The organism is Microbacterium sp. S308A+ (assembly GCF_049800815.1).
GTDB lineage: Bacteria > Actinomycetota > Actinomycetes > Actinomycetales > Microbacteriaceae > Microbacterium.
Map to the genome: position 1 here is coordinate 1,112,296 of NZ_JBNAFT010000001.1, position 13,653 is coordinate 1,125,948.

At 69.5% G+C, this 13,653-nt stretch carries 15 protein-coding genes, 1 tRNA gene and 1 riboswitch; of the genes, 9 read left to right on the top strand and 7 right to left on the bottom strand.

Annotated features, from left to right (window positions below; translation table 11 throughout):
• Nucleotides 1-4 precede the first annotated feature (4 nt).
• Nucleotides 5-1,399 carry an MFS transporter gene (locus ACP15J_RS05235; protein WP_424937415.1) on the top strand — a complete coding sequence of 465 codons (1,395 nt, stop codon included), beginning with the start codon at nt 5-7 and terminating at the stop codon, nt 1,397-1,399.
• A gap of 15 nt (nt 1,400-1,414) precedes the next feature.
• Here ACP15J_RS05235 and ACP15J_RS05240 read toward each other — a convergent pair whose 3' ends face one another.
• Nucleotides 1,415-2,041, bottom strand: a complete 627-nt coding sequence (locus ACP15J_RS05240; protein ID WP_424937414.1) for a GNAT family N-acetyltransferase — start codon at nt 2,039-2,041, stop codon at nt 1,415-1,417.
• A 20-nt stretch (nt 2,042-2,061) separates the two neighbouring features.
• On the bottom strand, nt 2,062-2,949 hold the full coding sequence (gene galU / locus ACP15J_RS05245; RefSeq protein ID WP_424937413.1) for a UTP--glucose-1-phosphate uridylyltransferase GalU: 888 nt from the start codon (nt 2,947-2,949) through the stop codon (nt 2,062-2,064).
• Nucleotides 2,950-2,988: 39 nt separating this feature from the next.
• Here galU and ACP15J_RS05250 point away from each other — a divergent pair, with 39 nt between their 5' ends.
• The 3 genes from ACP15J_RS05250 to mscL are packed head-to-tail and all read left to right on the top strand — an operon-like array spanning nt 2,989 to nt 4,305.
• Nucleotides 2,989-3,582 carry a 5-formyltetrahydrofolate cyclo-ligase gene (locus ACP15J_RS05250; RefSeq protein ID WP_424937412.1) on the top strand — a complete coding sequence of 198 codons (594 nt, stop codon included), beginning with the start codon at nt 2,989-2,991 and terminating at the stop codon, nt 3,580-3,582.
• Nucleotides 3,583-3,608: 26 nt separating this feature from the next.
• Nucleotides 3,609-3,884 carry an FmdB family zinc ribbon protein gene (locus tag ACP15J_RS05255; RefSeq protein WP_424937411.1) on the top strand — a complete coding sequence of 92 codons (276 nt, stop codon included), beginning with the start codon at nt 3,609-3,611 and terminating at the stop codon, nt 3,882-3,884.
• Between the two features lie 25 nt (nt 3,885-3,909).
• Nucleotides 3,910-4,305: a large conductance mechanosensitive channel protein MscL gene (gene mscL, locus ACP15J_RS05260; RefSeq protein WP_424937410.1), complete on the top strand. Its 396-nt coding sequence runs from the start codon at nt 3,910-3,912 to the stop codon at nt 4,303-4,305.
• Between the two features lie 21 nt (nt 4,306-4,326).
• Here mscL and ACP15J_RS05265 read toward each other — a convergent pair whose 3' ends face one another.
• Nucleotides 4,327-4,533 (bottom strand): hypothetical protein, encoded by a 207-nt coding sequence (locus tag ACP15J_RS05265; protein ID WP_424980849.1) that lies wholly within the window; start codon nt 4,531-4,533, stop codon nt 4,327-4,329.
• The gene (locus tag ACP15J_RS05270) at nt 4,526-8,290 is read right to left on the bottom strand and encodes an AAA family ATPase (protein WP_424980850.1); all 3,765 of its coding nucleotides are present in this window, start codon (nt 8,288-8,290) and stop codon (nt 4,526-4,528) included. The genes ACP15J_RS05265 and ACP15J_RS05270 overlap by 8 nt, the downstream gene beginning before the upstream one ends.
• Before the next feature lie 140 nt (nt 8,291-8,430).
• Between ACP15J_RS05270 and ACP15J_RS05275 the strand changes: the two genes are divergently transcribed.
• From ACP15J_RS05275 to ACP15J_RS05295, 5 genes are all read left to right on the top strand, one after another.
• Nucleotides 8,431-9,099 carry a methylated-DNA--[protein]-cysteine S-methyltransferase gene (locus tag ACP15J_RS05275; RefSeq protein ID WP_424980851.1) on the top strand — a complete coding sequence of 223 codons (669 nt, stop codon included), beginning with the start codon at nt 8,431-8,433 and terminating at the stop codon, nt 9,097-9,099.
• Nucleotides 9,100-9,135: 36 nt separating this feature from the next.
• Nucleotides 9,136-9,996, top strand: coding sequence for a LuxR C-terminal-related transcriptional regulator (locus ACP15J_RS05280; protein ID WP_424937407.1), 861 nt, complete (start codon nt 9,136-9,138; stop codon nt 9,994-9,996).
• A 47-nt stretch (nt 9,997-10,043) separates the two neighbouring features.
• A riboswitch (guanidine-III (ykkC-III) riboswitch) is annotated at nt 10,044-10,110 on the top strand.
• A gap of 10 nt (nt 10,111-10,120) precedes the next feature.
• A complete protein-coding gene (locus ACP15J_RS05285) occupies nt 10,121-10,444 on the top strand; it encodes a DMT family transporter (RefSeq protein ID WP_424937406.1) in 324 nt (107 codons plus the stop codon).
• Between the two features lie 93 nt (nt 10,445-10,537).
• A complete protein-coding gene (locus tag ACP15J_RS05290) occupies nt 10,538-10,891 on the top strand; it encodes a histone-like nucleoid-structuring protein Lsr2 (RefSeq protein WP_424937405.1) in 354 nt (117 codons plus the stop codon).
• 66 nt (nt 10,892-10,957) lie between these two features.
• Nucleotides 10,958-11,031: transfer RNA gene (locus tag ACP15J_RS05295), tRNA-Arg, on the top strand.
• Between the two features lie 32 nt (nt 11,032-11,063).
• Here the strand turns inward: ACP15J_RS05295 and ACP15J_RS05300 are convergent.
• From ACP15J_RS05300 to ACP15J_RS05310, 3 genes are all read right to left on the bottom strand, one after another.
• Nucleotides 11,064-11,561, bottom strand: a complete 498-nt coding sequence (locus ACP15J_RS05300) for an HNH endonuclease (protein ID WP_424937404.1) — start codon at nt 11,559-11,561, stop codon at nt 11,064-11,066.
• A 294-nt stretch (nt 11,562-11,855) separates the two neighbouring features.
• The gene (locus tag ACP15J_RS05305; RefSeq protein ID WP_424937403.1) at nt 11,856-12,701 is read right to left on the bottom strand and encodes a M23 family metallopeptidase; all 846 of its coding nucleotides are present in this window, start codon (nt 12,699-12,701) and stop codon (nt 11,856-11,858) included.
• A gap of 206 nt (nt 12,702-12,907) precedes the next feature.
• Nucleotides 12,908-13,600 carry a metal-dependent transcriptional regulator gene (locus ACP15J_RS05310; RefSeq protein WP_424937402.1) on the bottom strand — a complete coding sequence of 231 codons (693 nt, stop codon included), beginning with the start codon at nt 13,598-13,600 and terminating at the stop codon, nt 12,908-12,910.
• Nucleotides 13,601-13,653 lie beyond the last annotated feature (53 nt).

Here is a 13,653-nt window from a genome sequence, read left to right on the forward strand (position 1 = left end):
CCCCGTGAGCGCCTTCACCGCCGTGCAACGGCTCGTCATCTCCGTCGCGATCCTGGCCTCGTTCGTGACCTTCCTCGACGGCACCGTCGTCACGGTCGCGCTGCCCGCGATCAGCCATGAGCTCGGCGGGGGGATCACGACGCAGCAATGGGTCGTGGACGCCTACCTGATCACGCTCAGCGCGCTCATCCTGCTCGCGGGCTCGGTGTCCGACGCGTACGGACGCGTGCTCGTGATGCGGATCGGCCTGATCGCGTTCGGCGTCGCATCGGTCGCCGTCGCCGCGGCGCCCGATCCGCTCGTCCTCATCGTCGCGCGCGCAGCGCAGGGGGCCGCGGGAGCGCTGCTCGTGCCGAGCTCCCTCGCCCTCATCACCGCCGTCATGCGCGGCGAGGTCCAGTCTCGCGCGATCGGCGTGTGGACGGCGTTCACGACCGCCGCCCAACTCGCCGGACCACTGCTCGGAGGGCTGTTCGTCGACTATCTGTCCTGGCGGTACGTGTTCCTCATCAACGTGGTCCCGATCGCCGTGACCCTCGTGCTCCTCTCCCGCCTGAAGCTCCCCGAGCACCCCCGCGGCACCCGGGTGGACTGGCTGAGCGGGGCGCTGTGCGCACTCGGGCTGGGCGGCGTCGTGTTCGCGCTCATCGAGCAGCCGAACCTCGGATGGGGCTCCGCGGTCATCCTCGTCACCGCCGGCGGCGGCCTCCTGCTTCTCCTCCTCTTCCTCCTCCGGCAACGCTCCGGGGACGCCCTCATGCCGCTCTCGCTGTTCCGCGTGCGCAACTTCGCCTGGGGCAACCTCGCCACCCTCTTCGTCTACGCCGCCCTGTCGCTCAACGGCTTCGTGATCGGCGTCTACCTGCAACAGGGCGCAGGCCTCGGCGCGACCGCCGCTGGGCTCGCGAGCCTGCCCATGACGATCCTGATGATCCTCGTGAGCTCCCGCGCCGGCGCCTGGGCAGGACGCCTCGGCCCCCGGCTGTTCATGACCGTCGGGCCGCTGATCATGGCGGCCGGCGCGCTCCTGCTCCTCACGGTCGCCGAGCGGTTCGACTACTGGTGGCAGGTCCTCCCGTCGATGATCGTGATGGGGTTGGGGCTCTCCCTCACCGTCGCGCCCCTCACCGCCGCGATCCTGGGCTCGATCGACGAGCGCAGATCGGGGATCGCCTCAGCCGTCAACAACGCGGTGTCGCGTGTGGCCGGTCTCCTCGTCGTCGCGATGCTGTCCACGATCGTGGGCGGATCCCTCGATCTCGGCGGGTTCCACAATGCCGCGCTCGTCACCGCCGCGCTCATGGCGATCGGCGGCGTCGTGTCGTGGCTCGGCATCCGCCGCCCGCCGGAGGCACCGCTGCCCACAGCCGCGACCGCCGTCGTCGGCAACGAGGACTGACCAGACGCGCAGGGCTCAGACGGGCAGATCCGCCGGAGGCACCGTCGACGCATCAGGCGGCACGCGTCCGGCGACCCAGCGGCTGAGGACTCCCTCCGGCACGTCGCCGCGCACCAGCGCGAAGGCCAGGTGGTCCCGCCAGTCGCCGTCGATGTGGATGTAGCGACGACGCAGCCCCTCGTACCGGAAGCCGAGCTTCTGCACGACGCGGATGCTCGCATGGTTCTCGGGTCGGATGCAGATCTCGATCCGGTGCAGGCCGAGGTCCGTGAAGCACAGGTCGGTCGCGAGAGCGACCGCCGTCGGCGTGATCCCGTGGCCGGCGAACCGCTCGCTCACCCAGTAGCCGATGGTCGCCGAGCACAGCGATCCGCGCATCACGCCCCAGACGTTGAGCTGCCCCGCCACCTCGCCGTCGTGCTCCATGACGAACGGGTAGCCACTGCCGTCCCGGTACTGCTGGAGCAGGCGCCGGATGCTCACGCGCATATCGAAGCCGGCCGACGCGCCGGGAAGCGTGGCCTCCCAGGGCTGCAGCCACTCACGGTTCGTCAGAAGCTCGTGCTGAAGCACTTTCGCATCGCGCGCGCGCACGAGCCGGATCTCCACCGGCCCGTGACGCCGCGCGATAAGCGCATCCATGACGGCCATTGTGACACCGGTCAGAGCCGGCCGGCGAAGTCCTTCAGCCAGGGACGGAGCTCGGGGCCCAGGTCGTCGCGGTCGGCGGCGAGCTGCACGATCGCCTTGATGTAATCGACACGATCGCCGGTGTCGTAGCGGCGCCCGCGGAACACCACGCCATACACCCCCGCCCCCTCCGGGTCGGCGGCGAGCTCCTGCAGCGCGTCGGTGAGCTGGATCTCTCCGCCCTTGCCTGGCGGGGTGCGCTCGAGGATCTCGAACACCGACGGCGAGAGCACGTAGCGTCCGATCACGGCGAGGTTGGACGGCGCGTCCTCGGGCGCGGGCTTCTCGACGAGACCGGTGACCCGCACCACATCGGGGTCGTCGGTGGCCTCGACGGCCGCCGCGCCGTACATGTGGATGTGATCGGGGTCGACCTCCATCAGCGCGATCACGGTCGCGCCCGTCTCGACGTGCTTGTCGATCATCGTCGTGAGGAGCGGATCGCGCTCATCGATGAGGTCGTCGCCCAACAGCACCGCGAAAGAACTGTCTCCCACGTGCGAGCGCGCACGCAGCACGGCGTGGCCGAGCCCCTTCGGCTCGCCCTGACGCACGAAGTGGATGTCCCCGAGCTCGCTCGACTCCATGACCCGCTCGAGGCGACCGGTGTCCCCCTTCTCCGTGAGCTTCACCTCGAGCTCCGGCACCGAGTCGAAGTGGTTGGAGATGGCGTTCTTGTTGCGGCCGATGATCACCAGGACGTCATCGATCCCGGCCCCCACCGCCTCCTCGACGACGTACTGGATGGCCGGCTTGTCGACCACCGGCAGCATCTCCTTCGGCATCGCCTTCGTCGCAGGCAGGAACCGCGTCCCCAGTCCTGCTGCGGGAATGACGGCCTTGATACGTGGTTTCCCCATCGCACCAGCTTAGCGGCGGCCCCGACGTAGAATCGTTCCATGCCGAGCGACGTCGACCATGCCAAGCGCGCCCTGCGCGCCGAGCTGCGGGAACGCCGCCAGCTGCTCTCCGACGCACAGCGCGAAGAAGCGGCGTCCGGGATCACAGGCCGGTTGGACGCCCTCGTCGACGCCATCGGCGCACGGTCGGTTTCCTGCTTCCTCTCCACCACCACGGAGCCGGGGACCAGAGCGTTCGTCCGTGCCGCGGTCGCCCGCGGGATCCGGGTGCTCCTGCCGATCACGCGGGCCGACGGGCTGCTCGACTGGGCCGTCGCCGACGAGTCGGACGAGATCGGCGTCGGCCTCTACGGCCTCCCCGAGCCGACCGGCGAGGTCCTCGGCCCGATCGCCGTCAACGACGTCGATCTCATGATCATCCCGGCCGCGGCAGTGGATAGACAGGGCACCCGGCTGGGCTGGGGACGCGGCTACTTCGACAAGACCATCGGCTCGATGGAGAAGTGCCCGCCCGTCTACGCCGTCATCTACGACTCCGAGCTCGTCGACGAGGTCCCCCGGGAGCTGCACGATCAGCCCGTGACCGGGGTCGTGACCCCGACGCGCACCGTCGACCTCTCGCCCCCGCGCTGACCCTCTCCACCGACCGACGAGGACACATGCCCACTTACTCCTACGCCTGTATCGCCTGCGGCCACCGCTTCGACGCCGTCCAGTCCTTCTCCGATGCCGCCCTCACCGAGTGCCCCGAATGCCAGGGTCGCCTGCGCAAGGAGTACGGGTCGATCGGAGTGACCTTCAACGGGGCCGGCTTCTATCGCACCGACTCGCGGGGCGGCGCCGGCGAATCGTCGTCGTCTTCGGCATCATCGAAGTCGGATTCGACGACGGGCGCTGCCCCGGCCCCCGCATCGACTCCGGCCTCCTCCTCGTGAGGCCTGAGAGAGAAGAGGAGAGTCCATGCTCAAGGGGTTCAAGGAGTTCGTCCTCCGCGGCAACGTGATCGACCTCGCCGTCGCGGTCGTCATCGGCGCGGCGTTCTCGGCGATCGTCACGCAGATCGTCGACAACCTCGTCACTCCGCTCATCGGCCTGGCCTTCGACGCCGACGACCTCAAGACGGCCCTCCAGCTCCAGGTCGGCAACGCGACCTTCGGGTTCGGAGCGATCCTCGCCGCGATCATCAACTTCGTGGCGGTCGCCGCCGTGATCTACTTCGTCCTCGTCCTGCCGATGAACAAGTACAACGAGCGTAAGGCGGCGAAGGCCGGCGTTCTCAGCGACGAGCCGCTCCCCAGCGAGCAGGAGCTGCTGCTGCAGATCCGCGACCTCCTGGCGAAGAGCCAAGCCCGATAGCCGGCGCCCGACGGCCGGGTGTCAGTAGTGCGGAGGCACCTCACGACGCATCCGGTCGTCGTTCGGCCCGCCCTTCCCCGCGGACGGCCCCTCCCCCGGGTCGCGCTCGTGGGGTTCCGCGCGCGTCCCCGGTGCGGGCGTCAGCCGGGCACGACGCGATCCGCCGACGCGGACGACACGCTGCCGAGGCGCGCCACCGGGGACGGGATCGGACGCGGAGTCAGGCATCGCCCGCGACGTCCAGCGGCTGGGTGTCGCCGTCCACGCGCAGCGCGTCCCCGGTGATCCCGAGAACCTCGCCGATGCGTCGTGCCACACTCGTGGGATCGCTGTACAGGTCGAAGGCGTGGACACGGATGTAGTGCCATCCCAGGCGACGGAGCACCTGAGGACGGAGACGGAGCGACTCGCGCAGCGACTCCCCCTGCGACTCCGGGTCGGACTCGATGACCACGGCCTTCCCCGCATGCTGCGCCACGAGCGGCAGAAGCCCCCGGTAGTCGACGTCGACGGAGGCGCCCATGCGTCGAAGCTCGCGGGCGAGCGCGAGGGTCAGCGGGTCCGCCAGGTCCTCCAGCCGCTCCTCCCTGCGATGCGCGGCGAGACCGCCGAGGATCGACATCAGCGTCGCCGCACCGTGGGTCAGCCGGCCGTCGTCGAACGAGGAGGGACGGATCGACGACACGATCACCATCGAGCGGCGTGCACGCGTCATCCCGACGGTCAGCAGTCGCTCACCGTCCGGGGTGGAGAGGTCGCCGAAGTCGCTGAGCACCCTGCCATGCCTGGTGAGCCCGTAGCCGAGAGAGAAGATCACGCGGTCGCGGCTCTCCGCCACCGACTCCTCGAGGGTGAGTACCGCGAACGGCTCCGCCGTGTCACGCCCCACGAAGTCGGCGACGTCGCTGCGTCCGGCGAAGGCGGTGGTGATGGCCGCGAGCACCCGCTCGGCATGCCGCCGGCTGGCCGTCACGACCATGAGCGACTCGGACGGCCGGTGGATCGCGTGCTCCACCACGAGCGTGACGACGCGGGCGACTTCCGCGTCCGGGCTCTCGACCGCGCCGGAGACGGGATCGGGCGCGCCGATCCCGCCCTCCACATAGTCCACGGTCAACGATCCGCGGCCCAGGTAGGAGCCCGCCCACGGGAGGGACACGATCTCGCCGCCGTAGAAGGCGTCGTTGATGAGCTCGGCCAGATCCTCCCCGCCGGCCCGGTAGCTGCGGGTGAGCGTGACGACGGGAAGGAGCTCTGCGAGGCGTTCGAACACCGACACCGTGTCGAACCCGCCCTCTTCCTCTTCCTCCTCGGAGACGACGACGGGACCGGGAACCGTGGCGACCGTGAACGGGCTGGGCTTCTGCGTGACGGGGTCGCCGAAGGCGACGATCTGGCGCGCACGGCGGATCGCGGGCGTGGCTTCGGCGAGGTTGATCGCGGCCGCGTCGACGAGCAGGACCGTGTCGAACACGATCTCGTCCGGGATGTCCGGCACCTGATAGGGCGACGCGATCCACACCGGGGCGAGGGCACGGACGAGGGTCGGGGCGGCGGAGACGAGCTCCGCCGCGGTGAAGCGCCCCTTGGTCAGACCATGTCGGAGGTTCTGCGCCTCCTCCGCCTCGTCCACGATCCCGATTCGCCACTGGCCCGCCAGCTGCCAGGCAAGAAGGGGGCCCGAGGCCGCCGCATGCGCCTCGTCCACGAGACGGAAGTCGCGTTCGAGGCGGTCGACGACCGAGGTGTTCGCGCCGAGGAGCGAGCGATTGTGCTGCAGCGCCTGCTCGAGCATGGACTGCCACCAGCAGAACTCCAGCTCGTCGCCCACACGTTCTTCGGCGACGTGGCGCACAGACAGGTCGACGAGCAGCGGCTCGAGGCCGAGCTCATCGAGCTCATCGCGGAGCTGAGCCCGTTCGACGAGGTTGTCGAAGACGTCGGACTTCGCCGCGAGGCCCGCCAGCGTCCGCACCAGACGGTCTACGGGAAGAGTGGCAAGCGGCTCCCGGCGGTCGAGCGCCGCATCGAGGTCGGAGAGTTCCGCGTTCACCCTCTGCCAGGCGACGGCGACGTCGGCGAGGCCGATCGGCACCTCCGGAGCCACGCCGGCCTCCGCATGGTCCTGCCATCGTGTCCGCTGGTCCTGGATGCGCACGAGCGCCTCGTGCATGTCGCCGACGTGTGCGCCGGGACGGACGTACTCCTTGGCGAGGCGCCGCAGACGACGGCGGTTCGCCGGTGTCATCGCCGCCGTGTCCCGCCGGGTTCCGTGCGCGGCGATGAGCTCGCTGAGCGGACGCTCGAAGACGGTGGGGCTGAACCGGTCCAGGGAATCCCGGATCCCTTGGAGCAGCATCAGGTACTCCCCCATCTCCGCGATCGTGGAGAACGGGCGCATGCGTGTCTGGGCGACCAGCTCATAGCCGCGCTCCAGCAGCTGCGGGACGCTCGACCGGTGCAGGCGCTCGGCCAGGGCGTGCGCGGCATGGGCGTCCTCGGACGAGGCGAAGGTGACGCCGTACCAGGGCGAGTCCTGGGGGCCGAAACGGAACTCCCCCAGCCGCGCGGCGAGCACGAGCGCCTCCGCCGCGGACGAGCGGTCCCCGGCGAGGCGTTCGAGCGCGCGCCGGTCCAGACGCGCGGTCGTCGAGGGCGGGGAGGAGAGCGAGGCGAGACGCGTGAGCACCCTGGTGGCGTCGAGCACCGAGACGCCCAGAGCAGGGTCCTTGCCCGTCAGCGCGGCGCGGTAGTCGCGCAGCACAGTGCGCAGGCGGACCAGGGCGTCGTCGATCTCGGCGAGCTTCGGTGCGCTGGCCTTCTCGTTCCGGCCGATCGCGCGGACGAGGTCCTTGCGCAGACTCGCCGGGGAGACCGCGAAGCCGTCGAGCCCGATACCGCTGAGGCGGTGACGGACCCCGTCGAGCGTCGAGCGCCGCGCCGACACCACGAGCACACGCTTGCCTCCGCGGACCAGCTCGCCGACGGCGTTGATCACGGTCTGTGTTCCCCCGGTGCCGGGAAGGGTCGCGACCGCGAGGGAGTGCCCCGTGGCGATCCGGGCGAGCACCGCCTCCTGCTCGGAGTCGGCGTCGAGCAGGAGGTTGTCCGACGCCGGCGCGCGCTCATCGGGCCCGATGATGACCGGATCGGCCCCGGGCGCCGAGACCCGCTCCCGGTCGGCGACGTGACCCGCGAGGGCGTTCAGGACGACATGGTCCAGGTCGTGCGCGTCCCTGGCCATCCCCGCGCCGATGTCAGCGAAGGTCGAGACGACGAGTCGAGGCTGGACCGAGAAGGTGTTGATCGATGCCGTCGCCGCGCGCAGCTGGTCGATGGCCGGCTGCGGTTTGAAGACCCCGCCTTCATAGGCGAGCGCGGCGAGCGCGTCGGCGTCGATGCCGATCCCGAAGTGATCGCGGGCGATCCGGACCAGCTCCGGGTTGACGGCGAAGCCGCCGTGGAGCTTGAGCTCGAAGTCGGTGTGGTGACGGCGGATCGCCAGCGGGCGAAGGAGCATCGGCGCCGTGTAGTCCACCCCGCCGATCCGCCATGTCGCCAGGCCCACCGCGAGATGCACGGCGTCGACCCCCCGCACCGTGCGCAGCTCGGTGTTCTTCGCCGTGATGCGTTCGGCGGCCAGTCGCGCGGTACGCAGTCCGACCTCGTCGCGGAACAGGTTGGAGAGAAGGGTCGAGCGACCCGTGATGAACTGAGGAAGACTCCCCGGATGTGCGCGGGAGATGTCGATCCCCGCCTCAGGCGCGTCATGGAAGGACGTCAACGGGGAGGGACCACCGAGCAACGCCGCCTCGGCCCGCAGACGTTCCCGCTCCGCATCCGCGGCATGGGCGACCTGGATGCCCGGCTCGGCGACGCCGACGGCATCGGGCGCAGCGGAGGACGCCTTCGCTGCTCCCGCGGACCTGCCTTCACGTCGCCACACACGACAAAGATAGGCGTGTCGACGGTGTGAATCCTGCATGTCGTGCGAGTTTCCCCGGATTCGTGGCTCCTTTCCTCCACAGACCGGGCGTCTCCTCCACAGATCCTTGGATCCGCCTCTTATGCACCGGCGCCGGTGCACATGCGCATTCCCTCCCCCGGGACCGCGAGGATGGGGCCATGACGTTCCGCTACGACTTCGTCCCCACGCCGCTCGGTGAGGCTCTCGTCATCCTCTCCGACGACGGCCTCGCGACCTTCGACCTCCTCGACGGCGTGGAGCGGGGAACCCCGTGGCTGCTGGAAGGCGTCTCGCGCCGCCTCGGCGCGCTCCCCGAGCTCGTGCCGGGCGCGGCCGACGAGACGCGCGCGCTCCTCGACGCCTACTTCGAGGGCGAGCCGGTCCGCTTCCATGAGGAGCTCCGGCTCGACTGGCGTCTGATCGAGGGCTTCCCTCGCCAAGCGCTGCAGGCGATCTGCGAGATCCCCTGGGGCGAGACGGCCAGCTACGGCGAGGTCGCGGTCCACGCCGGATCACCGGGGGCGGCCAGGGCCGTCGGGACGGCATGCCGGCTCACTCCCTTCTCGATCGTCGTCCCGGTCCATCGAGTGGTGCGGGCAGACGGCAGCCCCGGGCAGTACGGCGCGCACCCCGAGCACAAGCTCTTCCTCCTCGACCTTGAGAAGGAGGCGGCACGGTCGCGGGGGGGGGGGGGGGGGGGGGGGGGGGGCGCGCGCCCCCCCCCCCCCCCCCCCCCGGCCCCCCCCCCGACGACACGAGCCGCGTCGCATCGCCGCCGAGGGCATCGTTCCCGCCGTCACGGCGGTGGTAGCCTCGTCGCTACGTAGGGCGAGGACACCGCGGTCACCCGGAGGTTAGTGCTCATGAGCGCCGCCGAGCAGAGCGAGAGCGAGGCCGACCTCTTCGCGCGTGCCGTGCGGGAGCTCGCCCGCCGCACCCGATTTCCCGTGGCCTTCGGCGGCCCGTTCGAGGACGGCGTGGTGAACGTGAGCACGATCGTCGGCAGTCGCACCCGAAGCCTCGAAGGTCTGCGCGTCCAGCCGCTGCGCGGCCTGGGCGGGCGTGCGATGACCGAACTACGCCCCCGGATGACCCACGACTATCGTGCCTCACAGGTCATCACGCACGATTATGACGGCTTCATCCTCGGCGAAGGCCTGCGCACGCTCCTCGCCGTGCCCGTCATCGTGCACGGCCGCTCCCGCGGCGTCCTCTACGCCGGCGCCTGGGATCAGACACCGGTCGGAGGAGTCGCCACCGCCCCGGCGGTCCAGGTGGCCGAGAGCCTCGCCTCGGAGCTCCGCATCCGGGACGAGATCGACCGCCGCCTGCGCACCACGCCGACGCCGATGTCCACGCTGAGCCCCGGCGATCTCGAAGAGCTGCGCGAGAGCTTCGCCGAGCTCCGGAGCATCGCGGCGGCGACGTCGGATCCCGCGCTCAAGGCACGGATCGCGACCGTGGGCCAGCGGCTCCTCGCCCTCTCCGGAGACGCTGGCGCCGCGCCGGCCACAGGCCCCGTCCCCGCTGTCCGCCTCTCCCCCCGCGAGACCGACGTGCTCTCGCGTGCTGCTCTCGGCTCGACGAACGCCGAGATCGCGGTCGCCCTCGGCCTCAGGGAAGCGACGGTCAAGGCGTACCTCGGCACGGCGATGGCCAAGCTCGACGCCTCGACCCGCCACGCCGCCGTGGCTCGTGCCCGCCGTGCCGGTCTCCTCCCCTGATCCCCTCTCCTGCTCCGATCTCCCGATGCCCGATTTGCTACCCTGGGCGTAGGTGGCGCGATGCCACCCCGGACGAGGCGGACCAGTACCCGGAGAGCGACAAGACTGGCCTACAGGAGTCGTCATGTCATGGGTCGTCCTCATCGTGTCCGGAGTCCTCGAGGCCGTCTGGGCCACCGCGCTCGGCAAGTCCGAGGGATTCACGAAGCTCTGGCCGAGCATCGTCTTCGTCGCAGGGCTCGTGCTCTCGATGCTCGGGCTCGCCTGGGCGATGCGCGACATACCGACGGGCACCGCCTATGCCGTCTGGGTGGGGATCGGCGCATCGCTCACCGTCACCTGGGCGATGATCACCGGAGAGAGCGACGTCTCTTGGCTGCGCATTCTGCTGATTCTCGGCCTGGTGGGCTGCATCGTCGGTCTGAAGCTCATCGAACCTGCTCATTGACCGACGGTCCGCTTCCTTTCCCTTTCCTCGGAGTTCCGGTGACTTGCGTCATCCTCGTTGCCTTATTGCAAACCCCGACCCTATTCTTGAGGAATGGCCCGAAAAATTGTTCACCAGCTCGTCGACGACATCGACGGGACCGTCCTCGAGGTCGGCGAAGGCGAGACCGTCCATTTCTCGCTCGACGGAGTCGCGTATGAGATCGATGTGACCGCAGCGCACGCCGCGGAACTCCGCGCGGCGCTCAAGCCGTACACCGACGCCGGCCGACGCGGCCAGCGCGTCTCCGGACGCGGGTCCGGGCGCGGCGCCTCCTCGGCAAAACGCCCGTCCCGTAACCCCGAGACCACGCTGATCCGTGCCTGGGCGGCGGAGAACGGCTACTCCGTCTCCGACCGTGGGCGCGTCCCCGCCTCGGTCATCGAGGCCTACCGCGCCGCAAACTGAGAATTCCCGCCGCGACGTCTACGGGAACGGAGAGATGCCTCCGTTCCCGTAGACTTCTTCTGTCACGCCTTCGTAGCTCAGCTGGATAGAGCAGCCCTCTCCTAAAGGGCAGGTCGCAGGTTCGAATCCTGTCGAGGGCACAGGTGCGAGATCTGCCGTCCGTCACGCGGTCCTACGCCGCAAGACCGAGATACGGCTCCCATTGCGGGTCGCTGCGCTCCGTCCCGCGCACGGTCCACGCGGTCCCGTGCGGCGGTTTGGGTGTGACGCGCAGCTCCCAGCCCATCTCCTGCGGTGTGCGATCGCTCTTGACGTTGTTGCATCGCAGGCAGCAGGCCACGAGGTTCTCCCAGGAGTCCGCTCCCCCGCGTGAGCGAGGAAGAACGTGATCGATGGTGGAAGCCGCCTTCCCGCAATAGCCGCACCGGTGTGCGTCTCGGCGCAGGACGCCTCTCCGGGTGACGGGAACGCGTCTGGAGTGGGGAAGACGGACATAGCGGCTCAGAATGATCACCGCGGGGCGTTCGTATCTGCCTGTGGCCGACCAGACAGGATCGGCGTCGACGCATTCCACGATCGATGCCTTCTCGTTCATCACCAGGACGAGCGCGCGACGGAACGACACGATCGCGAGCGGCTCGTATCCGGCATTGAGGACCAGAGTGCGCATCCTGCATCCTTTCGATCACGCCGGGACGGCTTCCCGGCCTCTCGAAGACGCGCAGACGAAGGGTCCGCAGAGACACGAAAGGCGCTGTCTCTCAGAGACAGCGCCTTCTCGACACGGCAGGGCCGTGCAGATCCTGCGAGCGTTGCAGAAGGACCAGACGACCGAGCGCATCCATGGTTCGGATGCCCGGTATTCGGTCCATCGGCTTCCTCCGCCCTTGCGACAACGGACTCAGGGTAACCCATGCCCGCGGTCAGGAAGGCGAACGGCGGATGAACAGCGCCTTCGTGTCGCTCAGCCCGCGTTGGCGGCGAGCCAGACCTGAGGATCGACGATACCGCCTCCGATGTGCACCTCGAAGTGGAGGTGGGCGCCATAGGAGTTTCCGGTGTTGCCGACCTGGCCGATCACCTGGCCGGCGGCGACCGTGTCTCCCACCTGCACGACGCGGCTGCCGTAGACCATGTGGCCATAGCGCGTGAGCACCTTCTGGCCCCCGATGACGTGCTCGATGTCGATCGCGACGCCATAGCCGCCGTAGCTCTCCTGGGAGACGACCACCCTGCCGGCTGCCGCAGCGAAGATCGGCGTGCCCTGCGGGGCGATCATGTCCCAGCCCTGATGGCCGCGACCGGAGCCGGGCCCCTCGCCCGAGGTGAAGTTCGTGACCGGGTAGCGGACCTCACCCGATCCGGGCGCGGTCATGCTGAGGTCGATGGAGGACACCGAGCCTCTGCCGCCGGATGAGGCGGTCGCAGCCGAGGCTGCGGCCGCTGCCGCCGCGGCGCGAGCGGCCGCAGCCTCCTCGGCCTTCTTCTTGTCGATCTCCTCCTGGGTCGTCGCGGTGAAGGAGTCACGGGCGACGGGAGCCGTCGTGGCCTCGGAGGCGACGACGAGGGACTGGGAGTTCTCCGAGGCGATCTGCTGCATCGTCGTGGGAGCGGTCCCCTGACCCGCGCCGGAGGCGAAGGCAGGAAGCGCGATCGCCGTCACGAGGGCGCCGACGGCGCCGAAGATCGCGATCGACCGGACCGGCTTGACCACGTTTCGCGTGGCCTTGCCCTGCTTCTCGCCTCGGGTGGAGCGAGTGAGAGGGCGCTCTTCGGGTGTCTTCGCGTTCGTATCGGTCTGTGCAGCCAAGGCTGGTCCTCCAGCGCCTCGGCGCATGCGCCCGCTCGTCGACAGTCGTTTTCTCGGGCACGTGCGATCGGGCACACGTGCGTTCTCCTCCGTGACGACGACGAGCCGATGAGGCGGCCGTCACGACGATCACCGGCGGGCTTCTCGCCGACGACCCCACCGAGGTTACCGGAAGATAACGATCCTGTCACCCTGCGGGGTGGTCCTCAAGCGACGAGGAAGATATGCGAGGCCAGTTCGACCGGCAGTTCGAGTCCGTCCGTCTGCCCGTCCATCTCGATGAGCACGTAACCCTCGTTGAAACGGAAACGTCCGTGAGCGCCGGGCATCACGCCGGCGCCACGAAGCTGCTCGAGAAGCTCTGGATCGACCTGCGCGGGCTCGGCGAGCCGCCGGACGATGCCGTCCGTGGGGCCGCCTGCGGCGTTCATGCGTTCGACCAGGCCGATCACGCCTTCGTCGAAGGTCCGCGAGGGTGCTCCGCCCAGCTGGTCGAGGCCCGGGATCGGGTTGCCATAGGGCGACTCGGTCGGGTGACCGAGCAGCTCGACGAGACGCCGCTCGACCTGCTCGCTCATCACATGCTCCCAGCGACAGGCCTCGTCGTGCACATAGGCCCAGTCCAGCCCGATGACGTCCGAGAGCAGGCGCTCCGCGAGACGGTGCTTCCGCATCACGTCGACGGCCTTCCGCCGCCCGTCGTCGGTGAGCTCGAGTCGACGATCCTCCGCGACCACGACCAGTCCGTCTCGCTCCATCCTGCCGATGGTCTGGGAGACCGTGGGACCCGAATGACCGAGACGCTCCGAGATCCGCGCGCGCAACGGCACGATGTTCTCCTCCTCGAGCTCGAGGATGGTACGGAGATACATCTCGGTCGTGTCGATCAGATCGGTCATCGATCCTCCTTGTCGTGGCGTCTTAGGCAAGCCTACATTCCACGGAGTGCGCG

Excerpts from the sequence above, each read along its gene's own strand:
- ACP15J_RS05240 (WP_424937414.1), bottom strand. The coding sequence starts at position 2,041 with ATGGATGCGCTTATCGCGCGGCGTCACGGGCCGGTGGAGATCCGGCTC.
- galU (WP_424937413.1), bottom strand. The coding sequence starts at position 2,949 with ATGGGGAAACCACGTATCAAGGCCGTCATTCCCGCAGCAGGACTGGGG.
- ACP15J_RS05250 (WP_424937412.1), top strand. The coding sequence starts at position 2,989 with ATGCCGAGCGACGTCGACCATGCCAAGCGCGCCCTGCGCGCCGAGCTG.
- ACP15J_RS05255 (WP_424937411.1), top strand. The coding sequence starts at position 3,609 with ATGCCCACTTACTCCTACGCCTGTATCGCCTGCGGCCACCGCTTCGAC.
- mscL (WP_424937410.1), top strand. The coding sequence starts at position 3,910 with ATGCTCAAGGGGTTCAAGGAGTTCGTCCTCCGCGGCAACGTGATCGAC.
- ACP15J_RS05265 (WP_424980849.1), bottom strand. The coding sequence starts at position 4,533 with ATGCCTGACTCCGCGTCCGATCCCGTCCCCGGTGGCGCGCCTCGGCAG.
- ACP15J_RS05270 (WP_424980850.1), bottom strand. The coding sequence starts at position 8,290 with ATGCAGGATTCACACCGTCGACACGCCTATCTTTGTCGTGTGTGGCGA.
- ACP15J_RS05275 (WP_424980851.1), top strand. The coding sequence starts at position 8,431 with ATGACGTTCCGCTACGACTTCGTCCCCACGCCGCTCGGTGAGGCTCTC.
- ACP15J_RS05280 (WP_424937407.1), top strand. The coding sequence starts at position 9,136 with ATGAGCGCCGCCGAGCAGAGCGAGAGCGAGGCCGACCTCTTCGCGCGT.
- ACP15J_RS05285 (WP_424937406.1), top strand. The coding sequence starts at position 10,121 with ATGTCATGGGTCGTCCTCATCGTGTCCGGAGTCCTCGAGGCCGTCTGG.
- ACP15J_RS05290 (WP_424937405.1), top strand. The coding sequence starts at position 10,538 with ATGGCCCGAAAAATTGTTCACCAGCTCGTCGACGACATCGACGGGACC.
- ACP15J_RS05300 (WP_424937404.1), bottom strand. The coding sequence starts at position 11,561 with ATGCGCACTCTGGTCCTCAATGCCGGATACGAGCCGCTCGCGATCGTG.
- ACP15J_RS05310 (WP_424937402.1), bottom strand. The coding sequence starts at position 13,600 with ATGACCGATCTGATCGACACGACCGAGATGTATCTCCGTACCATCCTC.